The following is a 21,220-nucleotide window of genomic DNA, read 5'->3' on the forward strand; positions in this document are numbered from 1 at the left end:
CCGCCTAGACGCCGAGCGCTTTCTTCAGTGCGGCCGTCAGCACCGCGCGCTTTTCTTTGGGCAGCTTGTCGAGATTGAGCTGGCGCCATTTGACGGCCGGAAGATCGGGCACCCCGGGCAGCCCCAGCAGATCCCACTCCGGCGCGCCTTGTTCGAAGCTGACCAGAAATTTCCGGTGCGCGTCCGGCATGTCGGCCACGATCGCCTTGATCATCTCCTCACGCGTTGCTTCCAGTTCGGTAAGCGGGACGGGCTCTTCTGTCATCCCGACGAAACCGTGTTCATAATCCTCCTTCATAGCTCGGCGCGGCGGATCGAGGACTTCCGCCATCGGCCTATGGTGGCTGAGCATGTACACGACGAAGGCCTTTCGCAGATCGTCGGTGATGCCCTCGTTGGCGAGCAAATCACGCAGGTCGAAAAAGTCGCGCGGATGCTGGCGGTCCAGCGCGGCGACCAGCTTTCCAGCATAGAGGTCCGCGTGCGAGACAACCTGGATCTCGGCGAAGCCGAATTCGTCCTCGACGGTATCGGTCACGGATTGCTTTTTCGCGGGATAGACGCAGCCGCGAAGGACCGGCGTCACCTCGATTTTGACGGTTGCGGCGCCGAGCTGGACGAATAGCTTGTTGACGCGCCCTTCGGTCAAGCCCTCTGTGACTTGGCACCCGCCGATTTGTGCCTTGATGCGGCCGGCGATGCGCGTGAGCGCGGTCTCGATCTCCTTGAGCGATTGGTCGCGCGGCTGCACCGGCAGATAGGTGAGGTCGATATCGACCGACAGGCGGGGCAGGTCGCGAACGAAGAGATTGATCGCGGTCCCGCCCTTGAGCGCAAAGCAGTCTTCCTGCGCGACCACGGGGACGACGCGGATCAGCAGGGTAGCCTGTCTGCGGTATTGGTCGCTAAACGGCATCGAGCCCTTTCGGCACGGTGATTTGATAGGTCCGGTCGAGCACGCCGCCTTTGACCAGCATGCGCTTGCCGCTTCCGAGATCGACGTGATCCTTATTTATCTTGTTTTTCCAGGCATGCGAATGGCGATCGGCAAAGAAGAAGAGCAGCCGCTTGGCTTTCACGCTTTGGCAGGCTTGTAGCAATGTCTGCATGCGCCTGGGGCTTAGGGTCGAAAGGCTCTCGACCAGTTTGTCCACGGTCTCGAAGCTCTCGTGATCGGGAAGCTCGTCGAGTACTTCGAGCAGCGCCCGCTCCGGCGATGAAACCACCAGCGGCCAGCGCCATTGCCCCCATGACTGGATGACGAAGCCCTTTTCGGCCGCTTCCTTCTCGGCCGCGGCGTTGGCGCGGTCGAGATCGCCTTTGGGCGGCAGGCCCGCTTCCGGCGAGAAGAGCTTAGCGCTGTTGTGGAAGACGAAACGGATGGAGAGGGGAAGCTTCGAGAGCCAACCGGGCGGCGCGGAAGGTCCGTAGAGATGAACCTGCTGCGTGGCGCGAGGCAGGTAATGCTCGTAGCCTTGAAGCGCGAGCGCTGTTCGGCCGCCGACGGCCAGCGGCGTGCGGTAAAGAAGCGTCTGAAGGGATATGACGGCCTGCTCCCAGCTTAGGGCGCCGCGCGGCTTTCGGTACACGCGGCCGGCCGGTCGTTCGAGGTAGCCGGCCGCGACATACTTGCTGACGAGGCTGGTGGTGTAGCCGTGCTTGCTCAGCCAGGCAGCGTCAACGAGCAGCCCCTCCGGAAGATCCCGGCGGAGCTGGTTTAGTTTTCCTGGCAATTGCGTCGTCATGCTACGCAAAATGGCATACCTTCAAACCAAGAGCTAGTTTAAGTTTCGCTCGATTTAAGTAGCCGTAGTACGTAAAATTGACATCTTGTAAACCGATCGCCGGCCCGCCCGCTGGAGACAGAAAATTAGGCTACGGTCTAAGGCCGCGCGCCTTCGCCACACAGGGCGGCGACCTTCGAGCGCACACAGCGCTTCGCCGCAGAACTTCAGGCCCGCCTGGGACCGCAAGCGCGGCATCGCGAACACGAGACCGAGCTGCACGTTGTAGCGGTTCCATTGCTGGCCGCCGGGATGCAAGATGCCGTCTAGAATACGCGCGTCATCGATGCGTCCGGCCGCCGCGAGATATTCGAGCGCGCGCACCGCATTCGGCCCGAACGGCACAAGCCAAGCCTTGGGCAGCACGGCGAGTTCATCCGCTAGGGTCTCCTCGATCACGCGGCTGGCTCCGGCATAGTTACCGAACCTCTTCAGGACCGGATAGCGCAGGACGGACGTGTAATGCGCGCGGTGCGCGGCGGATCCGAAGAGATCAAGCGTGGACGTAAGTCCGAAAAGCCGATGCAAGCCGAAGTGGTCCATCAACCACGCGTCGAGGCGCATGCCCCCCTTGAACGAGGCCGCATTCTTGGCGCGCTGCGCCGCCTCATCGAGCGAGGCGCGCCGGTAAGCGCCATGCGGAAGCTGAGTAGGGCTTCCAGAGCCGGCTGCTTGCCGGGCGTGACGCCGATGATGACGATGTCGGCCTTGTCGTTGAGCCCATGGAGTCCATGCGCACGCGGTAGTTCGCCCCGCGCTGGTCGAGATTGCCTTAGGCATTGGGGAACCGCCCCTGGCCAGTAAGATACGTTCGCGGATCATTTTATTAGCCAATGATACCTAAACGGATCTATGGGCCTTGGCAGAAGCGATAAGCAATGATATGTTCACGCATCATTTAGAAGAAAAAGATACGTAAACGGATCATGGAGCGGAACTCAGAAGCAACCCAACAGCTAGGACGCCTCCTCCGGGATGCAAGAAAGCAAGCGGGCCTGACTCAAGAGCAGGTGGCCGAACGCGCGGGCATTTCCCGGCCGCGTTACCGCGATATCGAGCAGGGCAACGCCGCCGCGCGGGCGACAACGCTGATTAACGTCGCGCGCGCTCTCGGCATGGAGCTAATGCTGATCCCACAGGCCATGGTAGCCGGCGTCAACGCACTCCTTCGGCCCTCCGAAGGCGAGGATCGACCAGCGTTCACCACCGATATGGATGATGATGAGCACCCGGGTCCGCGCCCCTAATACCGTTCAGTCGCTGGAGGTGTTCCTTCAAGACCTCAGGGTCGGAACGCTCGTGCGTACGCCAGGCGATTTCAACGCCTTCAGCCTTGATCCGGCCTATCGCGCCATGTCGCGGCCCCCGATATTGAGTCTCTCGTTCCGCTCCGCCGATGGTGGGCTTCGCAAGGATCCGAAGCCCGCGGCACACGTGCTGCCCGCGTTCTTCGCGAATCTGTTGCCCGAGGACAAGCTTCGCGAGGCGATGGAAAAGCACCACGCCGGAGCAGTGAGGCAAGGAAACGATTTCGACCTCCTGGCGGCGCTTGGCGAAGATCTGCCAGGTGCAGTGCGCGTGGTGCCAAGCGACGGCAGCACCGTGATAGCCATTCAAGATAATCCTCGTGACATCAAAGCGCGGTTTTCCTTGGCGGGAGTTCAGATGAAGCTCTCCGTGATGAAAAATACGGGAAAGGGTGTCGGACTGACTTTGCCCAGCGGCGACGAGCAAGGTCAGTACATCGCAAAATTCCCCTCGGCCAATCTTGTCGGATTGTCGGAAAACGAGTTCGCCGTTCTGGCGCTGTCCGAAATCCTGGGAATGGATGTGCCGGAACGCGAGCTTGTCGAAAAATCCGATTTCGAAGGAATTCCCGAAGAATTCAACACATTGTCGACCGGCAAGGTCTTGCTAGTGAAGCGTTTCGACCGTGGACCCAAAGGTACCCGAATTCACATCGAAGATTTCGCTCAGATCTTTGGCCGCCAGCCATCCAAAAAGTACGATGACGCATCATACCACGACATAGCCTCCGCGCTGAACGTAGCGGTTTCGACCGACGCCGCGCTCGAATTCGTTCGTCGACTGGCACTTGCCGCGCTCGTGGGCAACGGCGACATGCACTTGAAGAATTGGTCGACAATATACCCAGGTGAGGGGTGCACTCCGGCCATCGCCCCCGTGTACGACGTCCTATCGACCACCGCTTATTTTCCGAAGGACGATATGGCACTCTCTTTGGGAGGAGAGAAATCCTTCAAAGCGCTTACTCCGGACCGCTGGCGAAAGTTCGCCAACCGCGCGCGGCTACCCGAACCGGCGGTCATCTCGGCTGTCGTGGAGGTCGTATCGTCGGTGAACGACCATTGGTGGCAGCTCCCCGAACGGGATGTCGTGCCGGCCGCTGTTCTCAGTAAGATCGATGCCAAGATCGAGGAGATGAGCCCGGTTCTGGATCCCGGCTACGTTCCGAAGTCGTCCCTGGCTACCCCCTGAGCTTTTGCCGCGGTGATCGGAGGTCCGCTCCTGCCAGAACTTCATGAGCTGGAGATTACGATGTGGATGTCATCGAGGTGGTCGGTCACACCGACGAGCAGCCGCTCGGTCCGCGCCAGTCCAATCTCGATTGAAATCTGGCTTCCGTCCTAAGGAGTTCAACAAATGTGGCTAGCCTCGTTCCAGCAGTAATGCCGGGTTGGGATTGGCTCGTGCGGTGTCAGTTGTGAGCGTGCTGAGGCAAAGTCCGCTTGTACAAGCTAATTCTTCACGGCCTGCCTAAATCGGTCATGATCCTCCTGTGTTTGGACGTTTCCCGTTCGGGACCCGGGCGAACCCGCACCGCTTATCCGATTGGCCTACCACAGCGTCTCCTATCTGTTTTGAGAACAAAGTCTCCTGCATACCCGCCGCGAAGTAGCCTAGCTTCTGGCCGATTCAGTCGCAGGCGGCATCGAGACCAGGAGGCTAGGCTCGAATGCTAGGGCGGTTGGCTTTCGAGAAGCTGACGAGCTCGAGGGGAAAAGTGCCCCGTCGGGGCAGTTGCGCCGGCACGCGAACAACGGTTGCGGGACAAGCATGTTCCACGAATGTTGAAGCGATTGCGATTTCGTCACCGATTGCCAACGCGCAAAAGGCCTTCTTGACCGCTAGCCCAGCTCATTCCATTTCAAACGCATTTAATCGTTGCGGTCTCCGGCCATAATCGGCATCAGGAGCCGCATCTTCAGACAATCGCCAAAAAGCTTTTCGATCCGCTTGAATCGTTCGTCGGCCAATTTCTTTGTCTCTTCCAAACTCGCTTCGGCTTTGCTCGGATAAATTACGTCTACTGGGCCGGGGCATCCGAAATGCTCGCATGAGGATCGGCACAGAGGTTAGCTATCGCGGGCGTATTTGTTGTGGAACAGAATGTATTTTTTTCGGAGCTCTTGAAGATTGCTGATTTTTCTTTTGCAACGCGACTGAAATCAGCTTTGATCGCGCCGCTACCCCGCTCCTGGTCGGTCAATTTCTCCGCGACAATCAAATGAACTTCTCGGAGATGGCCGCAAATGTAAACGTCTGCATTCTCCGCGCTTAGCTGAAAATCCAGTGCATGATGTATCGCTGTCATCTTTGCGTCGAAAGTTCTGAAAGCCATTCGGTTGACCAAACCGGGGCTTTAAAGCGCGGACTGCGAGGGTTTCGCGTATACGTTCATTGGAACCTCTTGCTAGCGGACAGAGCTCGGCCATCTCAGCTCGGGTGCTGGCGCGCCACGTTTCCGCTTTTCAGGCCGCCATGAACATCCTCTTAGAGGCTGACCGAAAATTAAAGTTGGGTGATTTCAGCAGGTTGTGATTCTTCGAGGTGTTCGAAGCCATCGGAGAAGCAGATGACCTGGACTGAAATCACCCGCTGTCAGCATGACAGACGAGGGCTGCGCTATGCAAGCGATTGTACGGATGCGGAATGGGCCTTGATCGAGCTGTTGATGCCAGGGCGGAGCAAGGTGGGTCGACAGCGCAAGACCTGCATGCGATCGGTATGGGATGCGATCCAGTACATTGCGACGACGGGATGCCAATGGGCGCTTTTGCCGAAGGATTTTCCTCCCTTCACGACGGTCCAGTACTATTTTTATGGCCTGCGCGACAGCGGGGTGTTGGACTTGATCAATGACGCCTTGGTTGAAATCGCGCGCAGGCTTGCTGGACGGGAGCCGCAACCAACGGCGGCGATCATCGACAGTCAATCGGTCAAGACGACCGAGAGCGGTGGGCCGCGCGGCTTTGATGCGGGCAAGAAGATCAAAGGTCGCAAGCGCCACATCGTCACCGATACACAAGGAAATTTGCTGAGCGCCATCGTGCACCCGGCCAATGTTCAGGATCGGGACGGTGCGCCGACCGCCGTCTCTTTGGCGTGTGCGAGCTACCCGACTATCGCGCACTTGTTTGCTGACGGCGGCTACGCCGGCGAAAAGCTTGAAAACGCGCTCCGGAGACTCGACGGGCCCACGATTGAAATCGTCAAACGCCCGGATGAGGCAAAAGGCTTCGTTGTTGTTGCCCGACGCTGGGTCGTCGAACGAACGTTGGCATGGCTTAACCGCTGCCGACGTCTCGCCAAAGATTGGGAGGCCTCCGTCACCTCGGCTGAAGCATGGCTCCTTATTGCGTCAACTCGACAACTGGTCCGCCGCATCGCCAGATCGGCCAACGTCAAGTCATGAATTTTGAGTCAGACTCTAAGAGGCTGACCGAAAATTAAAGTTGGGTGATTTCAGCAGGTTGTGATTCTTCGAAGGTGTTCGAAGCCATCGGAGAAGCAGATGACCTGGACTGAAATCACCCGCTGTCAGCATGACAGACGAGGGCTGCGCTATGCAAGCGATTGTACGGATGCGGAATGGGCCTTGATCGAGCTGTTGATGCCAGGGCGGAGCAAGGTGGGTCGACCGCGCAAGACCTGCATGCGATCGGTATGGGATGCGATCCAGTACATTGCGACGACGGGATGCCAATGGGCGCTTTTGCCGAAGGATTTTCCTCCCTTCACGACGGTCCAGTACTATTTTTATGGCCTGCGCGACAGCGGGGTGTTGGACTTGATCAATGACGCCTTGGTTGAAATCGCGCGCAGGCTTGCTGGACGGGAGCCGCAACCAACGGCAGCGATCATCGACAGTCAATCGGTCAAGACGACCGAGAGCGGAGGGCCGCGCGGCTTTGATGCGGGCAAGAAGATCAAAGGTCGCAAGCGCCACATCGTCACCGATACACAAGGAAATTTGCTGAGCGCCATCGTGCACCCGGCCAATGTTCAGGATCGGGACGGTGCGCCGACCGCCGTCTCTTTGGCGTGTGCGAGCTACCCGACTATCGCGCACTTGTTTGCTGACGGCGGCTACGCCGGCGAAAAGCTTGAAAACGCGCTCCGGAGACTCGACGGGCCCACGATTGAAATCGTCAAACGCCCGGATGAGGCAAAAGGCTTCGTTGTTGTTGCCCGACGCTGGGTCGTCGAACGAACGTTGGCATGGCTTAACCGCTGCCGACGTCTCGCCAAAGATTGGTAACCGGTATGAGCTCCCACGTCTGCGGTGATCAGTTGGCGCGTGGATAGCGGATCGGCATCCAGTATTGGCGCATCGCCTCGACGACTGCTGGGATGTCGAGGTGCGCAGTACGGAGAAAGTCCCCAGTCTCTCGGCCGCCTCGTGGCGGTCCGAGCATCGGCCGGCCCTGATCGTCGCAACAGTGTAGCAGGATAGGCAGAAGCAGGCCGTGATCGATCTTGCTGGTGTCCAGCAATGGCGCCCACGCCGACAGCTTGAGCCGCATCGCGGCATAGAAACCTTGGCACCAGGGACGCGGATCGACGTCGCCATTGGGTTTGCGCCTGTGTAGCGGCGCGAACCGGTCGGGCGCGGTCGAAAGGGTGTTGCTGATGTCGTTGTGGCGCATCGCGACGGCGGAAATTGCGGCGAACTCCGGGGTGCCGCCGTGGTTGAAAGCATCGGCATCGATGGCGAGCAGCGGGCAGATCCAGTCGAGCGGGCTCATCGACACTGGTCCGGCCACAATCGCGGCGACGTAACCGTCGAGCATGGGGAGATTGGTGGCGGCAGGATGCTGATCGACGCGAGCCTGGAGCCATCGCTCGAGGTCCGCAAGCGGCATCGCGGCGGCGGCCATCGACGACGAAGCTTTATGGCGACGTGGGCTCACGCGGCGGCCTGCGCAGTGCGCTGGCGGGCCGCCTTCCAGTTCCAGGCGAGCAGCTCGTGCAGCTGATGGTTCTTGGTTCGCCCGGAGGCGATGCGCTCCAGCACGTCGGTCAGGTAGGCCTGCGGATCAAGATCGTGGAGCTTTGCTGTGTTCACGATCGACGCCAGGATCGCCCAGCTCTCGGCGCCACCTTCGCTGCCGCTGAACAATGAGTTGCGTCTTCCCATGGCAATCGGGCGCATGGAACGCTCGACCGTATTGCTGTGTGTGCCTTGACAAGGCGCACTGTTCTCCCTGGTGGAAATCCAGGCCGGCCAACTCTCGCTCCAGCCGGAAGTACTCGGGGCGGGTCAGGAGGCGACGAATGGCCTGAAGCACTCTGAGAAACGGCCCCTTTTGGGGGTCATCGGTCCGCGCGGGCCGCAACTTGCGAGTGAACACCGAGCAGGCTCCGAAAGCGTCATCGTGGGAGCCGACCCGCCACAGTAACGGGGAAGGCCGGCGTCCTGGGGGAAGCGAGTGAGAAAAGCACCCCAGGATCCCACCGGGGTAGTGGTGGCAGCACGCGCGGGACATGGACAGTGGGCAACAAGGGAAGTCTGCCGTCGAGGAAGGATGCAAATCCGGACAACGACGAACCCGTGAGGGCCAGCGTCGGCGGCGGCAGATGGCGGATGGGTCCGTAATACCTATGACACCGGGTAACGCCGGAAGAGGGAAGGGGCCCTGACTTGTCTCAAGCGAGAACGAAGCAGAGAACACGGCGATTGACGATGAGTCTAGCAACACCGGATATACGCGTTCAGAAGCTGCAGAGCTCGCTACAGGCGAAAGCTAAGACCGAACCGACATACCGCTTCTACTCTCTGTGGGACAAAATCTGCCGACCGGATGTCATGGAAGAAGCTTACCAAAGGTGCCGTGAAAACGACGGCGCTCCCGGGGTGGACGGCATAACATTCGAACAGATCGAAGCAGAGGGACAGCAGCAATGGTTGGAAAGTGTCAGGCAGGAGCTGAAGGACGGCACTTACCGTCCCAAGCCCCTTCTGAGAGTATGGATACCAAAGAGCAATGGCGGACGCCGACCACTCGGAATCCCCTGCATTCATGACAGAATCGTTATGATGGCAGCGGTCTTAGTGATCGGTCCCATCTTCGACGCGGACCTGCTGGACAATCAGTATGGATTTCGTCCGAAGCTGGACGCCAAGATGGCCGTGCGCCGCGTGTTCTGGCACATCAAGGACCGGGGGCGCCGCGAGGTAGTCGATGCAGATTTACGCGACTATTTCACGTCGATTCCACACGGGCCGCTGATGCGAAGCCTGACACGGCGGATCGCCGACGGACGACTTCTCTCGACTATCAAAGGCTGGTTGACGGCTCCGGTGGTCGAACGAAGCGGAAGACGGACGATACGGACGGCAGATGCGCGAAAGTTTAAGAAAGGGACCCCGCAGGGCTCTCCTCTGAGTCCATTGCTGGCGAACATTTACTTCCGACGCTTTCTGCTGGCTTGGCGCGACCACGGGCACCAGGAACAACTCGATGCCTACGTCGTCAACTATGCCGACGATTTCGTGATCTGCTGCCGCCCCGGGCAAGCCGAGGCGGCGATGAAGCGAATGACGGTACTGATGAATAGGATCGGGTTGGAGGTGAACGAGACCAAGACCCGCATCGCACGGTTGCCGACGGAGCGATTCACGTTCCTCGGCTACACGATCGGGCGGTTCTACGGAAAGGGCGGACAAGCCTTCATCGGCACGCGTCCGTCCAAGAAAGCGGTCTTGAGATTGCTCCGACGAATCCACGAACGCACGACGCCACAGTGGTACCCGGACACACCGGAGAACACCGTCATCGTTATCAGCCGCCTTCTTCGCGGCTGGTGCGGCTACTTCGACCAAGGACCTGTCATGAAGACGTATGACTTCATCAGGCAATACGTCGATCGGCGTCTGCGGCACTGGTTAATGCGACGAGCCGGAGGACGTGGCAGGGGCTTCGAGCAGTATCCGCAGGATTACCTGCACAATACGCTCAAGCTCTTCCGCATCCCGAGCCGTCGTACTGACCGATCGAGCGCGAAGGTCTGAGGAGATAAGTGAAAGCCGGGTGCGGCAAATCTGCATGCCCGGTTTGATGAGCGACGACTGGAAACGGAACTATGGTGCGAACTGCGACACCGGCGAAGGCGAAAGCCGCCGGAAACAGTAAAGCCTCGCGACCTACGGTCACCGCGCCAGTCGTCGACTCTACCGACCTCGATGCGGCCGTCGCGGAGAAACAGCGTCAACCCGTCCCAGTGGTTGAGCGCGTAGTTGATGGCCTCCGTCAGCTTCGACTGGGAGAAGAGCTGGTCGACTATGGCGGTCAGCCGCGCCCTGAGCGCCTCCATCAACGGAGCGGCCCTGGTGCGGCGGGCGGCCAGCCGCTGCTCGGCGCTGCTGCCGCGGATCTCGGCCTCGATCGCATAGACCGCTTGGAGCCGTTCGATCGCCTCGCGAGCGAATGGCGATTGGGTCGTCTTGTAGACCTCCACGAATTTGCGCCGGGCATGGGCCAGACAAAAGGCGAGCCGGATCGCGCCGCCATGACCGCGGGCGAGCGCCTTGTAGGCGGCATAACCGTCCACCTGCAGAATGCCGGAAAAGCCCGTCAATTGTCCGGCGATCTCCTCCGTGCCGCGGCCGTCGGCGAACACATAGGCAACCGCCGGCGGCGAGGGGCCGCCCCATGGCCGGTCATCCATCGCATGCGCCCAGAACTGGCAGATGCGGGTGCGATGTCGTCCGGGATCGAGCACCGGCATCGGCGTCTCGTCGCAGAACAGGCGCGGCGCGGCCTGGATCGTGCGCAGCTGGAGGTCATAGAGGCTCCTGAGCCACCAGGCCGCACGCTTCACCCAGCCGGCGAGCGTCGCCCGGTCGAGATGGATACCCTGGCCGGCCAGAATCTGCACCTGTCGGTACAGCGGCAGATACCAGGCGAACTTCGAGACCACGACGTGGCTCACGAGTGCGGTCGAGGCCATGCCGCTCTCGATCAGGCGCGGCAGCACCTTCGCTTGGACCACACCATCGGTGCAGCTGCGGCAGCCATATTTGGGACGGATCGTGCGCAGCACCCGCAGGATCGCCGGGATGATGTCCAGCACCTCGCTGACGTCTTCGCCGATCTTGTGGAGCTGACCTTGGCAGCATGGACACGCGGTTGCCTCCGGCTCCAGCACCTGCTCGCAGCGCGGCAGGTGCTTTGGAAGCGCGCCAATGTTGCGGCGCGCCTTCTTGCGCGGTTTGCCGGATGGCTTCGCCACAGCCACATCGTCGTTGGCGTGCGCAGGCAGCGTAGCGTCCGCCTCAAGATCATCCAGCTCGAGCGCAAGCTGTTCGTCCACGAGCACCGCAAGCCGCTCCGAGCGCTTCCCGAAGATCATCTCCTTGAGCGTCTGCATTGCTACGCGCAGCTTCTCGTTCTCAGCGTCAAGCGCGAGCACCATCTCGGTCAGAGCCGCCGGATCGGTCGGGAGAGCGTCGGGACGAATCGCCATGCTCAGACGATACATCCGCGCGACCCGTGCTCCAGCGAAATCCTCATCCCTCAGCCGACAACGGTCGGCTGCTTCACAGGTTTGGGCGACACACGCGTCCACTCGAGCCCGTCGAGCAGCATCGCAAGCTGCGTCGCACTGAGATGCACGACGCCGTCGCGGATCGGCGGCCAGGTGAAACGTCCTTGGTGCAACCACTTCGTTACCAGCACCATGCCGCTGCCGTCCCACGCCAGAAGCTTCACTCGGTCCATGCGCTTGCTGCGGAACACGAAGACGTCGCCGCAATACGGGCTCGCGCGCAGTGCTTCGCTCACCAGTGCCGACAGCGTGTGCACCGACTTGCGAAAGTCGACCGGCTGGGCCGCCAGCACCACCTTGAGGTCTGACCGTAGCGCAATCACCGGATCCCTCGAAGCGCCGACAGCACCGTCGCAAGCGTCGCCAGCTCCACGCCCGGCTCGACGCGGATGCGCGCCCCGTTCACCTCGATCTCGATCACTCCGCAGGCCTTGACCGGCGGCGCGGTGATCTCCAAAGGCCTCGTCTGTGCCGACGAAATACACCCGGACTCGTCAGCCGTTCCGCCGCCGCTCTCAGCACCAATTTGGATCGGCACGAAGTTCTGGGCTTTGCCGGCCACCGCCGCCGCTACCTGGCGTCTCCACACCGTGAGCAGTCCGCGGGAAACGCCATTGCGCCGCGCCACCTCGGAGATGTTCGCACCCTCCTCAAAGCTCTCCGCCGCGATCCGGGCCTTCTCCTCGTTCGTCCACCGTCGCCGCCGGCGCTCCCCAGTGATCACCTCGACGCGACGATAAGAGTCACCTTCCTGCCTGGCATCAAGCATGGCATTTGCCATCGTTCCACCTCCATCGATCCGCTCATACCAGGCTGTATCGCGCGCAAGCCGAGGGATGACTAGGTGGGGGCCTCATGCCGGTTACAAAGATTGGGAGGCCTCCGTCACCTCGGCTGAAGCATGGCTCCTTATTGCGTCAACTCGACAACTGGTCCGCCGCGTCGCCAGATCGGCCAACGTCAAGTCATGAATTTTGAGTCAGACTCTTAGGTCGCTGATGTGTTCAGACTTCGTCAATCAATGAATAGCTCGTGCTACGCCCGCCGGGCGCGTCTTTCACCAAAACGCCCCTGGCAACGAGATCATCGATGTCCCGCAGGGCTGTATCCTGCGATGATTTGGTAAGCTGTGCCCATTTCGAAGATGTGAGCTTGCCTTCAAAGCCCTCGAACAAACGCTCAATCATCGCCCGCTGTCGGTCGTTAAATTTCTGGTTCGCTTGCTTCTTCCAGAAGTGGGCTTTCCGTAGAACCGAGGCGAGGATGGTGTCGGCGCGATCAAAGGCCCGGTCAAGACAGTCCAGAAACCACTCCAGCCATACCGTGATGTCGAGATCGCCTTTCTGCGTGGCTTCGAGGAGATCGTAATAGGCGTTCCGCTCCTGCCGGATCTGCGCTGACATGCTGTAGAAGCGCTGTGAACTGTTCTCTGATCGCGCCAGCGCCATGTCGGAAATCGCGCGGGCGATACGACCATTGCCATCTTCGAGCGGATGGATGGTAACGAACCACAGATGCGCCACGGCAGCCTTGATAACTGGATCGATGTCCTGCGTACCGTTGAACCAGCCGATGAAGGCTTTCATCTCGTCAGGAAGCAAACCAGCTTTGGGAGCTTCATAGTGAACGCGCTCGCGTCCGATTGGCCCCGAGACAACCTGCATCGGCCCCGTATCCTCCGTGCGCCAGTTCCCGACGGCGATCTTCGTCATGCCGCTGCGGCCCGTCGGAAACAAGGCGGCATGCCAGCCAAAGAGACGGTCAGAGGTGAGGGGAGCCTCATATCTGCCGGTGGCGTCCAGCATCATCTCAACGATGCCCTCGACATTGCGCTCGACGGGCGTAAAGGCGCCGATATCGACACCCAGGCGGCGCGCAAGCGATGATCGCACCTGATCGCGGCTCAGAACCTCGCCCTCGATCTCGCTCGACTTGGTGACTTCCTCGGTAAGGGCCTCAAGATTGGCTTCGGTTCGCAGCCGAAAGCCGAGCTCTTCCATGCGACCGGTGAGACGACCCTGCCGGTTACGGACAGCTCCCAGCTTCTGGGCCAGCTTTGAGCTGTTCCAGGTAAATTTCGGCCAGTCTTTCAGTTCGTGGATATAAGTCGCCATTCACCGCACTCATGCGGAGAATATGCACCTTGTTCCTGACAACGCAATAACATTCTACGCATAAAATGCGGAGAATAAGGGTAATATTCTCCGCAATATCAATAAAATCAAAGACTTGCGCCTGAACCTAAAAGATGATCCTTGGCAAGTCATTGCTCCACAAACACTGAAATGGAACGATTTTATTCCACATTAGTGGATGGAGGTCTTATCAGGCAGTCTTAGGTTGAGTTGGGTCATTCCCGAGGCGCCGCAATAAATCCACGGGATTTTCATGAACGATGATACCTCGCGAGCGGGCTCGGGCTGTCCTGGACAAGCGTAATACCACCAAGCTTCGGCGTGGTCCAAGAGACTTTCCCTTCTCAGGGCTTATAATTGCGGACACTGCGGCTGTGTCTTCGTCGGTGAGCCCCACAAGGGGCGCTACATCTATTTTCACTGCACCGGCTACAAAGGTAAATGCAGCGAGTCCTATGTTCGCACGGAGGTCAATCGCCGCGAGATTCCCCGAACTGATGGGCCGGCTGCATTTTTCGGAGAAGGTCCATCAGTGGATCGTTGCGGGGCTTCATCAGCAGTCCGGCCTTGTCTTGAAGGGTAGGGGTGGGCCAAGCGTATGCGCTTTCTTAACTAAGCTCTCGCTCAATTGACGTTGCCTGAGGGCTGGGCGGGTATCGGAGAGTCTTGGGCATCAAAGTATTCTTCGATCTCACTAACCGCTCTCTGCTCCCATTCGTCGGCCTGCGTCAGCAATGAGACTCGCTGGAGTGGGCGGAATGCTGCGGCTTGACGGCACAGCGAAGCTATTGCGCGGTAGCGACGCACGTTTTCCAGAATTGCCGATCCTGTCATGTTTGATTTGCCCATTCAGCTTACAGCGCGAACATGAGGCGGATCGATTTTCGATTGGTTAGCGGCCGGCCCTGAAAGCATCCATGGTTGGCAAATCCTTGCGATTTCTGACCCCTCAACGCAGGACGTCTGATTTCCTAGCCGTTCAAGACAGTCCACGTGAGATAAAAGCGCGGTCTTCCTTGGCGGGAGTTCAGATGAAGCTCTCCGTGATGAAAAATACGGGCAGGGGTGGCGGACTGAGTTTGCCCATCGGCGACGAGCAAGGTCAGTACATCGCAAAATTCCCTTCGCCCAATCTTGTCGGATTGTCGGAAAACGAGTTCGCCGTTCTGGCGCTGTCCGAAATCCTCGGAATGGACGTGCCGGAACGCGAGCTTGTCGAAAATCCGATTTCGAAGGAATTCCCGAAGAATTCAACACATTGTCGACCGGCAAGTCTTGCTGGTGAAGCGATTTCGACCGTGGACCCAAAGGTACCCGAATTCACATCGAAGATTTCGCTCAGGATCTTTGGACGGCAGCCACTGGCCGCGACAATTACGACCCTGAGCTTAGCTCAGGTGTTTCCGCATGACTGACGCGGAAGCCGAGACGGCTTTCAAGGCTATCCGCGGGCCGATATCGTGGGCGGCGAAGGTAAGGTTGCTGAGGTGGACGGCGGCGGCTGAATACTTCTCAGCCTGATTGTGCAAGCGCTGTCGAGGCTGTACGCCTCCTGATGATTGATCCGGCGCATGTCGGAGCGTTCATGCAGGCCAACCAAGAGGCGGCTCGCTATTTCGGCAACGTGAAGCCCGCCAACCTCAAGAGGATCGCGTTGACCGCCGCGTTACCCGCAACCAGAACGGCAAGGGCAAGATCGCCATCCGCGAGCGCGGCGGCAATTCGGTCCCGCCCGTTCGGTTCCGAGAGGCAGGCCGCCGCTTTCATCAAGGCCGGGATCGCCAAAGGCACGGTCGTCAACGCCGACGAAGGGCGCCAGGCTGAGATCAATAGGCGTCGCGATGGTCCTCGATAGAGCGGAAGCTCACGTCCGGCTTCCGGCAAAAATCGCAATCAACCTCTTAAAATGTCTCGCTCCATGCGCAGCCGTTCGTTCTCCTTGCGCAGCAGAGCGCCATTTCTGCCGTCACTTTCGCAATGAAAGCAGGTGGTCGGGGATGTTGGTCGTGGAGACGATTGCGCCGAGAGGGAGTGCCGCGAGCAGCCGGAATGCCCGCCGAGGGCAGTCGCAGACCTCATCGTGACTGCGTGACCAGCTCGAGCTGGAGCGCGGCCAGAACGCTGATGTCGTGGCGGTGTTCGACGGCCTCGCCCGCAGCCTGCGCGGCCTGTACTAGGGCGGCCTCTTTGCGTTCGGTCATCAGTTTGTCGGCTTCGATTTGGGCCAGCTGCTTTTCACGCTCATCCGCGGGGAGCGCGGCGGTATCGTCACTGTTCGTCTCGATCAGTTCGTTCACCTTTTCGGTCAGAGTGTCACGAAGGGCCCAACAAAGCAGCCCAATCACATCGGGAACCTGCCCAGATGCAGTGCCCACAACCCGCGTGTTCGCATCGGGGACGACAGCAATCAGATTGTGTTTCTGGAGGGTGTAAGGCCATGCGATCTCGCTCGCGTTGTCATCAATCATGGCCGATATAGATGGCGCCCCACGTTCCGCCAGTCGTGCGATCAGCGCCGCGGCGTCTCGCTTCTTCGCCTCACTGGGAAATGGCGCACTGCGGATCTGGTGGGCGTGGGCTTCGAGCTCGCGGATGCGCAGGCGCAGACGCTCGAGTGCGTCAATGGTCCGCTCGCCTCGCTCTAGAATCTCCGACAGCGCGATTGGAGAGACGGAGGCAAGGCGCGCGGGCGACGGCAGGCCACCGGGAGCCAGAAAGGCCCGGCAGCGGGATGCCAGGATCCCGCAGTTCCGCATGCGGGCAGCAGCGGTCGCCTCTCGAGCGATGAGGCGACGCAACTTTTCGGTCAGCTCGCTGGCTTGCTTGTCGAGGTCACGGCCTTGCTTGTCCTCCTTGTCCGCGCCGGGACGATGGGCGCTGCGAGTCAATATCAGCTGTTGGCGGTGGCTCTCGACGCGATGAAGCTCGGCACGAGTTGCGCGCATCTGCTCCTCAACCGGCAACCACGTTGAACGCGCATCCGCTGCACGATCCACGATCGCCTCAAAACGATGCCGAGCGCCCTCATCGGGCAGCAGGTCGGCGGCGTCGTTATGCAAGGAACTCTGGAAACCTATGTGATCATTCACTTGTCGTCTCTCGCCGTTCCGTATCAGATGTCCCATTTTCGGGGCAATGACTCGCCGTGCATATTTCTATCCCGCTTTCTTCCTCCCGATTGTCATCGGTGTGACGTCGATTTACAGATCGAACCAACGTCAAGGAATTTGCGCTCGTTGAACACGATGACGTAATTGCGGTCGACTCTCGGGGGGAGGGTGCTCTCGCTATTGTCAAGCTCTGTCAATCAAACGACGCCAATTGACCGCCGCCGACGACGAAACGTGCTGCTGCCCGGCTTGGCAAGAAACACCTTGCGCTGGGGCCTGAAGCGAGTTGATCTCTGATGGATGTACAATCGGCTTGATCTCGACGAGGGCCCGATCTGGCGGCGGGCTCGGCGACTGTGGGTCCATGTTGCTATGGCCTAGGTGGAGGAGGCAGCCCCGGTTAGGAATCGGTTGGTCGTCACCTCCCGATGGCATCATTCCACACCAGTCGTTCAGCAAGCTCTTTGACCGACGAGGATAAGCGCGGCCTCGGGCTTGGCTGTCCTGCGGAGGTAACGGGATTAAGTCCAGGGGCAGCTTCATCGCGAATTCCTCACCGATGTAGTTTGAACAATGCAAGGCAAGCCAGCCACGGCTCGGTGACCAAGTTCTGGCCGCTGCTCAATGTGATGCATAGGCAATGACAGCCTGCGCCTAGTGCAGAGGTGGCCGGCTTCACCAGCGGGCACCATATACCTTCGTATCATTCCATGCCCCCTTTAGATGCCCGGCGTTTCCCTACGTTCAATTGAGCCGCCGATACGATGGTCTTATTTTCAGGATGCGCGGTAGCACCCCGCTATCGCTGCCCTCCTTGGGCGTTCCTCCCTAGACTTGGGTCGCTTGCGGCAACGTGGGCGACCCTTCTTTTGTAAGCGGTGAGAAGACGCCACCAGGCAGCGTGGTTCCAGCGCATGAGCGCGTCCCGCTGCCCTGCGAGCCATAAGCGATACGCTGAAGCGTTACAGCTAACCAAGCGATGGATCGACATTCTGCATCTTCGTTGTCCGCAGCAGTGTTGCGGGCTCGCCCAGGCTCGTCGCCGCCGAAGTCTATGTCGGACCTTTGTTTGGCTACGGCATTGAAGTTTGGCCCCAATGTCGTGCCGCTGGTGCTGCTCTTGGTGCAGCTGTTGGGGCAGAAGCTCGTTGACCGATGTGGCAACTGTGCCAGAGTCTGTTCCGTTCTGGCATCTCTGGTGGATGTGTCACTGGAGTCGGACCTTTCAAAAGTAAGCGGCAAGCTGAGCCCGTCAGTCGGCGCGGCTCAATGGCATGACTGCAGGCCAGCTCACAGCTCGTGGGCATTCACTTCGAGGTCACCGCCCAGTTGTTGAAATTGAAGTTCATTCCTCCTGGGGACGAGGTAATCTCGACACCATATTGGACGCTACCAACCTTTATGTCGCCAAAGTAGCCCTTCGACTTGATCCACTCCAGGGCACTCTTGATGTCCACCGTGCCGTTGTTGGTCTTCGAGGTGGGTAGCAGTGAGATGACCTTGTGACCGTTGAAGCCTTCAAACACGTTCCAGGTCGCTCCACCTATTTTGACATTGCTGTAGACCGGGATCGCGGCCCCCGAAGGGGCGTAATGATACGAGATTGGCTTGACGTTGCCGCCACCGTCGGGATTTCCGGTGTAGTTTGTCCAGAGCATGATCTCGTGCTCGTTTGAGGCGTCCCAAATATCATAGGCGGTGTCCCAAGCGCCGCCGCCAGGCACTTGCTGGTTGAAGCTCGAGGTCAAACTCTTGATGGAGCTGAGCGGCTTTCCGACGTTGAAAGTCTCGTGCGGATAGCTCTTGATGCCAGGAGTGTTCGGCTGGTTCGACCACACGTCCCACTGATTGGCGGCGCTCACTGAAATCGTCTGAGGCCCAGCGCCCGCCCCCCATACGTCGTTGTTCCAAGAGTGGATGCCGAGTGAAAAGCTCCCATATGGAGCGCTCGACTTCCAAATCGGAGCTTTCGCCGACCCTGGCGCGGCAGCAGATGGCCTGGCTTCATTCAAGATCTGCGTAAATCGGTCATGATCCGCCTGTGTTTGGATCTTTCCCGTTGGGGTCCCTGGCGACCCCGCAGCACTTATCCGATTGGTCTCCACAGCGTCTCCTATCTGTTTTGAGAACAAAGTCTCCCGCCATTGGCTGAACACGTACCCTAGGTTCTGGCCGGTTCAGTCGCAGGCGGCATCGATATCAAGAGGCTAGGCTCGAATGCTAGGAGGGTTGGCTTTCGAGAAGCTGACGAGCCTGAGACGAAAAAGTTAACTTCGTCCCGGTTTTTCGTCTCGGATGCCAGCCGCCGGACTGAGACAGAGAGAACGCTCCATTCGAGTGACCAGCCTCGTCCGAACATACTTGGAGCGAACGTCAAACAAGGAGTGGCAGCACGCATTTCATTTGCCGGAGCTTGCAAATTTGGTGGCTGCTTCCAATTTAAATAACCGGTCGACATCCTTATGGTTCTCAGTCTTCATTCGACCGAAAGGGATAATCGAGGCGGGGTAGCTACCGGCGCAAATGTAGCGGTAAGCCGAAGGTGGAAAGAGCGCGGCGCAGAAGCAACTTTCGAATCGGAATGCGATGCGAAGTCGTCGGGCTGCATGGGGAAAGTCTTGAGTTAGCCGCGCCTTTTCGGCAATCAGCCGAACTCGTTCGGAGAAAAGAGCAAGGAACGGGTAACCCGCGGCAATGCCTCCCCAGAAGCGCAATCTATCCGTTCCACTCTCGTAGTCGAGCTGGCTAATCATGATTGGCTCGCCGCCGGCGATCAGGCTGAGATAGCCGCTCGCGCCGAACGAAATGAACCCGCGGGGGGGCAAACAGATTGAACATATCGTCTTTAGAAGCGAGTGTTCGGCCGTGAACCCACGATACGTGACGCCGCAATTTTGGTGGGGCCAGGATCACACATCCGCTAAAAGCAGAAGCCCTGGCTCCGTTCATGCGCTCGATGATCTGGCGAAAATCTGGTGCCTCAAACAGATTATCGGTGTCGCTCCGGCGAAGGCCGCCTTGCAGGCTGTGATGGAGGGTGAAGACATTAGGCGTATGCTGTGCCGCGCGCTACTGTTGAAGGGCTTTGCATTGCCACAGTCGCTCTCGTCCGGTGCCAATGCGTTCGTGATCGACATTCACAGTAAGGTGCGGAGCGGGCAGTCCAGATCAAGCCCGCTGGCGTGCCACTCGCGCGGTTCTGCCATGACGCAAGCTCTGAGCAGTCGGCTTGTACGATTCGCCCTTAGTGTTCTCGACACTGCGCAATTCCGCGAGGCCTGAACGGGATAGCGATCATGTGCAACAACGAAAGAGATCCAGCCCTGCGTAGCGGCTTTGCTGAGCGGCAGACGTTGCCCGCCGGCGAGCGCCACCTTGGGTCAAACCGTTCGCATGGCCACGAGATGTCGCTTGGTTCCAGCGCCACTGCATTGATCCGGTGCCGGAACGCTATCGGCGCACTCGATAGGGTCTACTGTCTACATGCTACTCTGCGGATTCGTGGCGATCAGCCCGGATCGCCGTATTTCTGCTCATTGGGAAATGTTTGACCGTCTGGCCGAGGGCGACGGCGGTCGCCGCCGGCGGGATGGTGTGCCAACGCGATCGCCGTGCCTGTGCGCCATGTTCGGCCGACAAGGACAGCCGCGAGGATCAGGTGGGCTGATCGGTGATATGCGTGATTGAGAAATAATTGTCCGGGTGATGCAGAACATCGTCGGCATTCACATGTGAGAGCGTGATCGAATTGCCCTCTCCGAGATCAACGACCGTGGTATCAGGGCCAGCCGCCTTGATGTGACTGGCAAGATCGGCAAGCGTATGAATGCCGGTGTGATTGATCCCGTCCTCAATATTCAGTTTATCTCCCACCGTGAAGTCCATCACGAAATCCTTGCCGTTCCCACTCGTGAACATGAAGTTGTCGTTGCCCTGATTGCCGAACAGAACATCGTTGCCCTGACCGCCGTACAGAAAATCGTCGCCTGCACCACCATGGATTGTGTCGGCTCCCTGATTTCCTTCCAGCTCATCATCGCCCCCACCGCCGGAGATCAAATCGTTCCCGCCTAGACCCTGAATAAAGTCGCTATCAGCAGTCCCAACGATGTGATCGTTGGTGTTCGTACCACGGAATGCCATGTCATATTCCTTCGTCGTGTTTGCCAGGGGAGCCGTCGCGGAAGTGATCAGGCTCGCGCTGATGGACATACACATCGGATCTGACGAAAACCTGACTTGGCCATGCCGTTGCAACACGTCATGCAATGGCGAGCCGTTGTGCAAGTGGTTTCGATAGCCTAGCGGCTCACACTTCTAATGCCGCATGAACAGATTA

The 21,220-nt window shown here is 59.3% G+C and carries 19 protein-coding genes and 4 pseudogenes; 8 read left to right on the forward strand and 15 right to left on the reverse strand.

Annotated elements, in window-relative coordinates; translation table 11 throughout:
* Positions 1-4: 4 nt before the first annotated feature.
* From ACE10X_RS11020 to ACE10X_RS11030, 3 genes are read right to left on the reverse strand one after another with little or no spacing between them, the layout of a single operon-like run.
* Positions 5-916 (reverse strand): nucleotidyl transferase AbiEii/AbiGii toxin family protein, encoded by a 912-nt coding sequence (locus ACE10X_RS11020; RefSeq protein ID WP_028344357.1) that lies wholly within the window; start codon positions 914-916, stop codon positions 5-7.
* Positions 906-1,745 (reverse strand): type IV toxin-antitoxin system AbiEi family antitoxin domain-containing protein, encoded by an 840-nt coding sequence (locus ACE10X_RS11025; protein ID WP_028344358.1) that lies wholly within the window; start codon positions 1,743-1,745, stop codon positions 906-908. The genes ACE10X_RS11020 and ACE10X_RS11025 overlap by 11 nt, the downstream gene beginning before the upstream one ends.
* Positions 1,746-1,799: 54 nt before the next feature.
* On the reverse strand, positions 1,800-2,348 hold the full coding sequence (locus ACE10X_RS11030; RefSeq protein WP_016840790.1) for a hypothetical protein: 549 nt from the start codon (positions 2,346-2,348) through the stop codon (positions 1,800-1,802).
* Positions 2,349-2,710: 362 nt separating this feature from the next.
* Here ACE10X_RS11030 and ACE10X_RS11035 point away from each other — a divergent pair, with 362 nt between their 5' ends.
* Both ACE10X_RS11035 and ACE10X_RS11040 read left to right on the forward strand, forming a co-directional pair.
* Positions 2,711-3,031: a helix-turn-helix domain-containing protein gene (locus tag ACE10X_RS11035; RefSeq protein ID WP_016840789.1), complete on the forward strand. Its 321-nt coding sequence runs from the start codon at positions 2,711-2,713 to the stop codon at positions 3,029-3,031.
* A complete protein-coding gene (locus tag ACE10X_RS11040) occupies positions 3,006-4,283 on the forward strand; it encodes a type II toxin-antitoxin system HipA family toxin (RefSeq protein WP_051003393.1) in 1,278 nt (425 codons plus the stop codon). The genes ACE10X_RS11035 and ACE10X_RS11040 overlap by 26 nt, the downstream gene beginning before the upstream one ends.
* 829 nt (positions 4,284-5,112) lie before the next feature.
* Here the strand turns inward: ACE10X_RS11040 and ACE10X_RS11045 are convergent.
* Positions 5,113-5,400 (reverse strand): hypothetical protein, encoded by a 288-nt coding sequence (locus tag ACE10X_RS11045; RefSeq protein ID WP_125459405.1) that lies wholly within the window; start codon positions 5,398-5,400, stop codon positions 5,113-5,115.
* A 261-nt stretch (positions 5,401-5,661) separates the two neighbouring features.
* Between ACE10X_RS11045 and ACE10X_RS11050 the strand changes: the two genes are divergently transcribed.
* Positions 5,662-6,501, forward strand: a complete 840-nt coding sequence (locus ACE10X_RS11050) for an IS5 family transposase (protein ID WP_375764188.1) — start codon at positions 5,662-5,664, stop codon at positions 6,499-6,501.
* Positions 6,502-6,600: 99 nt separating this feature from the next.
* Positions 6,601-7,344: pseudogene (locus ACE10X_RS11055) on the forward strand (IS5 family transposase); the annotation flags it as partial.
* Positions 7,345-7,375: 31 nt separating this feature from the next.
* On the opposite strand, the gene ACE10X_RS11060 reads toward ACE10X_RS11055, so the two are convergent.
* A complete protein-coding gene (locus ACE10X_RS11060) occupies positions 7,376-7,966 on the reverse strand; it encodes a UPF0149 family protein (RefSeq protein ID WP_035633732.1) in 591 nt (196 codons plus the stop codon).
* 29 nt (positions 7,967-7,995) lie between these two features.
* Positions 7,996-8,262, reverse strand: a pseudogene (locus ACE10X_RS11065) (transposase domain-containing protein); the annotation flags it as partial.
* 510 nt (positions 8,263-8,772) lie between these two features.
* On the opposite strand from ACE10X_RS11065, the gene ltrA reads away from it, so the two are divergent.
* On the forward strand, positions 8,773-10,101 hold the full coding sequence (ltrA, locus tag ACE10X_RS11070; protein WP_028344467.1) for a group II intron reverse transcriptase/maturase: 1,329 nt from the start codon (positions 8,773-8,775) through the stop codon (positions 10,099-10,101).
* On the opposite strand, the gene ACE10X_RS11075 is transcribed toward ltrA, so the two are convergent.
* From ACE10X_RS11075 to ACE10X_RS11085, 3 genes are read right to left on the reverse strand one after another with little or no spacing between them, the layout of a single operon-like run.
* Positions 10,029-11,555, reverse strand: a complete 1,527-nt coding sequence (locus ACE10X_RS11075) for an IS66 family transposase (protein WP_245288927.1) — start codon at positions 11,553-11,555, stop codon at positions 10,029-10,031. The genes ltrA and ACE10X_RS11075 overlap by 73 nt on opposite strands.
* Positions 11,556-11,605: 50 nt before the next feature.
* Positions 11,606-11,959, reverse strand: a complete 354-nt coding sequence (gene tnpB, locus ACE10X_RS11080) for an IS66 family insertion sequence element accessory protein TnpB (RefSeq protein ID WP_038388484.1) — start codon at positions 11,957-11,959, stop codon at positions 11,606-11,608.
* Positions 11,956-12,417: a transposase gene (locus tag ACE10X_RS11085; RefSeq protein WP_063607131.1), complete on the reverse strand. Its 462-nt coding sequence runs from the start codon at positions 12,415-12,417 to the stop codon at positions 11,956-11,958. The genes tnpB and ACE10X_RS11085 overlap by 4 nt, the downstream gene beginning before the upstream one ends.
* A gap of 85 nt (positions 12,418-12,502) precedes the next feature.
* Here ACE10X_RS11085 and ACE10X_RS11090 point away from each other — a divergent pair.
* Positions 12,503-12,607: pseudogene (locus ACE10X_RS11090) on the forward strand (IS5/IS1182 family transposase); the annotation flags it as partial.
* A 33-nt stretch (positions 12,608-12,640) separates the two neighbouring features.
* On the opposite strand, the gene ACE10X_RS11095 reads toward ACE10X_RS11090, so the two are convergent.
* Together ACE10X_RS11095 and ACE10X_RS11100 are read right to left on the reverse strand one after the other, a co-directional pair.
* Positions 12,641-13,750: a Fic family protein gene (locus tag ACE10X_RS11095; RefSeq protein ID WP_016840785.1), complete on the reverse strand. Its 1,110-nt coding sequence runs from the start codon at positions 13,748-13,750 to the stop codon at positions 12,641-12,643.
* 645 nt (positions 13,751-14,395) lie between these two features.
* Positions 14,396-14,605 carry a hypothetical protein gene (locus ACE10X_RS11100; RefSeq protein WP_075969274.1) on the reverse strand — a complete coding sequence of 70 codons (210 nt, stop codon included), beginning with the start codon at positions 14,603-14,605 and terminating at the stop codon, positions 14,396-14,398.
* Positions 14,606-14,766: 161 nt separating this feature from the next.
* Here ACE10X_RS11100 and ACE10X_RS11105 point away from each other — a divergent pair.
* Both ACE10X_RS11105 and ACE10X_RS11110 read left to right on the forward strand, forming a co-directional pair.
* Positions 14,767-15,113: pseudogene (locus tag ACE10X_RS11105) on the forward strand (HipA domain-containing protein); the annotation flags it as partial.
* A 243-nt stretch (positions 15,114-15,356) separates the two neighbouring features.
* Positions 15,357-15,626 carry a hypothetical protein gene (locus tag ACE10X_RS11110; protein ID WP_145972842.1) on the forward strand — a complete coding sequence of 90 codons (270 nt, stop codon included), beginning with the start codon at positions 15,357-15,359 and terminating at the stop codon, positions 15,624-15,626.
* Positions 15,627-15,846: 220 nt separating this feature from the next.
* Here ACE10X_RS11110 and ACE10X_RS11115 read toward each other — a convergent pair whose 3' ends face one another.
* The 4 genes from ACE10X_RS11115 to ACE10X_RS11130 form a co-directional block, all read right to left on the reverse strand.
* Complete coding sequence (locus ACE10X_RS11115; protein WP_075968327.1) at positions 15,847-16,860, reverse strand: hypothetical protein; 1,014 nt, start codon at positions 16,858-16,860, stop codon at positions 15,847-15,849.
* 1,328 nt (positions 16,861-18,188) lie between these two features.
* A complete protein-coding gene (locus tag ACE10X_RS11120; RefSeq protein WP_334369633.1) occupies positions 18,189-19,037 on the reverse strand; it encodes a glycosyl hydrolase in 849 nt (282 codons plus the stop codon).
* A 243-nt stretch (positions 19,038-19,280) separates the two neighbouring features.
* Positions 19,281-19,634 (reverse strand): hypothetical protein, encoded by a 354-nt coding sequence (locus tag ACE10X_RS11125; RefSeq protein WP_155258791.1) that lies wholly within the window; start codon positions 19,632-19,634, stop codon positions 19,281-19,283.
* Between the two features lie 901 nt (positions 19,635-20,535).
* On the reverse strand, positions 20,536-21,093 hold the full coding sequence (locus ACE10X_RS11130; RefSeq protein WP_233475510.1) for a calcium-binding protein: 558 nt from the start codon (positions 21,091-21,093) through the stop codon (positions 20,536-20,538).
* Positions 21,094-21,220 lie beyond the last annotated feature (127 nt).

Origin of the sequence: Bradyrhizobium sp. Pha-3 (assembly GCF_042258325.1) — a bacterium.
GTDB lineage: Bacteria > Pseudomonadota > Alphaproteobacteria > Rhizobiales > Xanthobacteraceae > Bradyrhizobium > Bradyrhizobium elkanii.

Bases quoted from the DNA above. Each gene is read 5' to 3' on its own strand.
- ACE10X_RS11020 (WP_028344357.1), bottom strand. From the start codon at position 916: ATGCCGTTTAGCGACCAATACCGCAGACAGGCTACCCTGCTGATCCGC.
- ACE10X_RS11025 (WP_028344358.1), bottom strand. From the start codon at position 1,745: ATGACGACGCAATTGCCAGGAAAACTAAACCAGCTCCGCCGGGATCTT.
- ACE10X_RS11030 (WP_016840790.1), bottom strand. From the start codon at position 2,348: ATGCGCCTCGACGCGTGGTTGATGGACCACTTCGGCTTGCATCGGCTT.
- ACE10X_RS11035 (WP_016840789.1), top strand. From the start codon at position 2,711: ATGGAGCGGAACTCAGAAGCAACCCAACAGCTAGGACGCCTCCTCCGG.
- ACE10X_RS11040 (WP_051003393.1), top strand. From the start codon at position 3,006: ATGAGCACCCGGGTCCGCGCCCCTAATACCGTTCAGTCGCTGGAGGTG.
- ACE10X_RS11045 (WP_125459405.1), bottom strand. From the start codon at position 5,400: ATGACAGCGATACATCATGCACTGGATTTTCAGCTAAGCGCGGAGAAT.
- ACE10X_RS11050 (WP_375764188.1), top strand. From the start codon at position 5,662: ATGACCTGGACTGAAATCACCCGCTGTCAGCATGACAGACGAGGGCTG.
- ACE10X_RS11060 (WP_035633732.1), bottom strand. From the start codon at position 7,966: ATGGCCGCCGCCGCGATGCCGCTTGCGGACCTCGAGCGATGGCTCCAG.
- ltrA (WP_028344467.1), top strand. From the start codon at position 8,773: ATGAGTCTAGCAACACCGGATATACGCGTTCAGAAGCTGCAGAGCTCG.
- ACE10X_RS11075 (WP_245288927.1), bottom strand. From the start codon at position 11,555: ATGGCGATTCGTCCCGACGCTCTCCCGACCGATCCGGCGGCTCTGACC.
- ACE10X_RS11085 (WP_063607131.1), bottom strand. From the start codon at position 12,417: ATGGCAAATGCCATGCTTGATGCCAGGCAGGAAGGTGACTCTTATCGT.
- ACE10X_RS11095 (WP_016840785.1), bottom strand. From the start codon at position 13,750: ATGGCGACTTATATCCACGAACTGAAAGACTGGCCGAAATTTACCTGG.
- ACE10X_RS11100 (WP_075969274.1), bottom strand. From the start codon at position 14,605: ATGACAGGATCGGCAATTCTGGAAAACGTGCGTCGCTACCGCGCAATA.
- ACE10X_RS11110 (WP_145972842.1), top strand. From the start codon at position 15,357: ATGCAGGCCAACCAAGAGGCGGCTCGCTATTTCGGCAACGTGAAGCCC.
- ACE10X_RS11125 (WP_155258791.1), bottom strand. From the start codon at position 19,634: ATGATTAGCCAGCTCGACTACGAGAGTGGAACGGATAGATTGCGCTTC.
- ACE10X_RS11130 (WP_233475510.1), bottom strand. From the start codon at position 21,093: ATGTCCATCAGCGCGAGCCTGATCACTTCCGCGACGGCTCCCCTGGCA.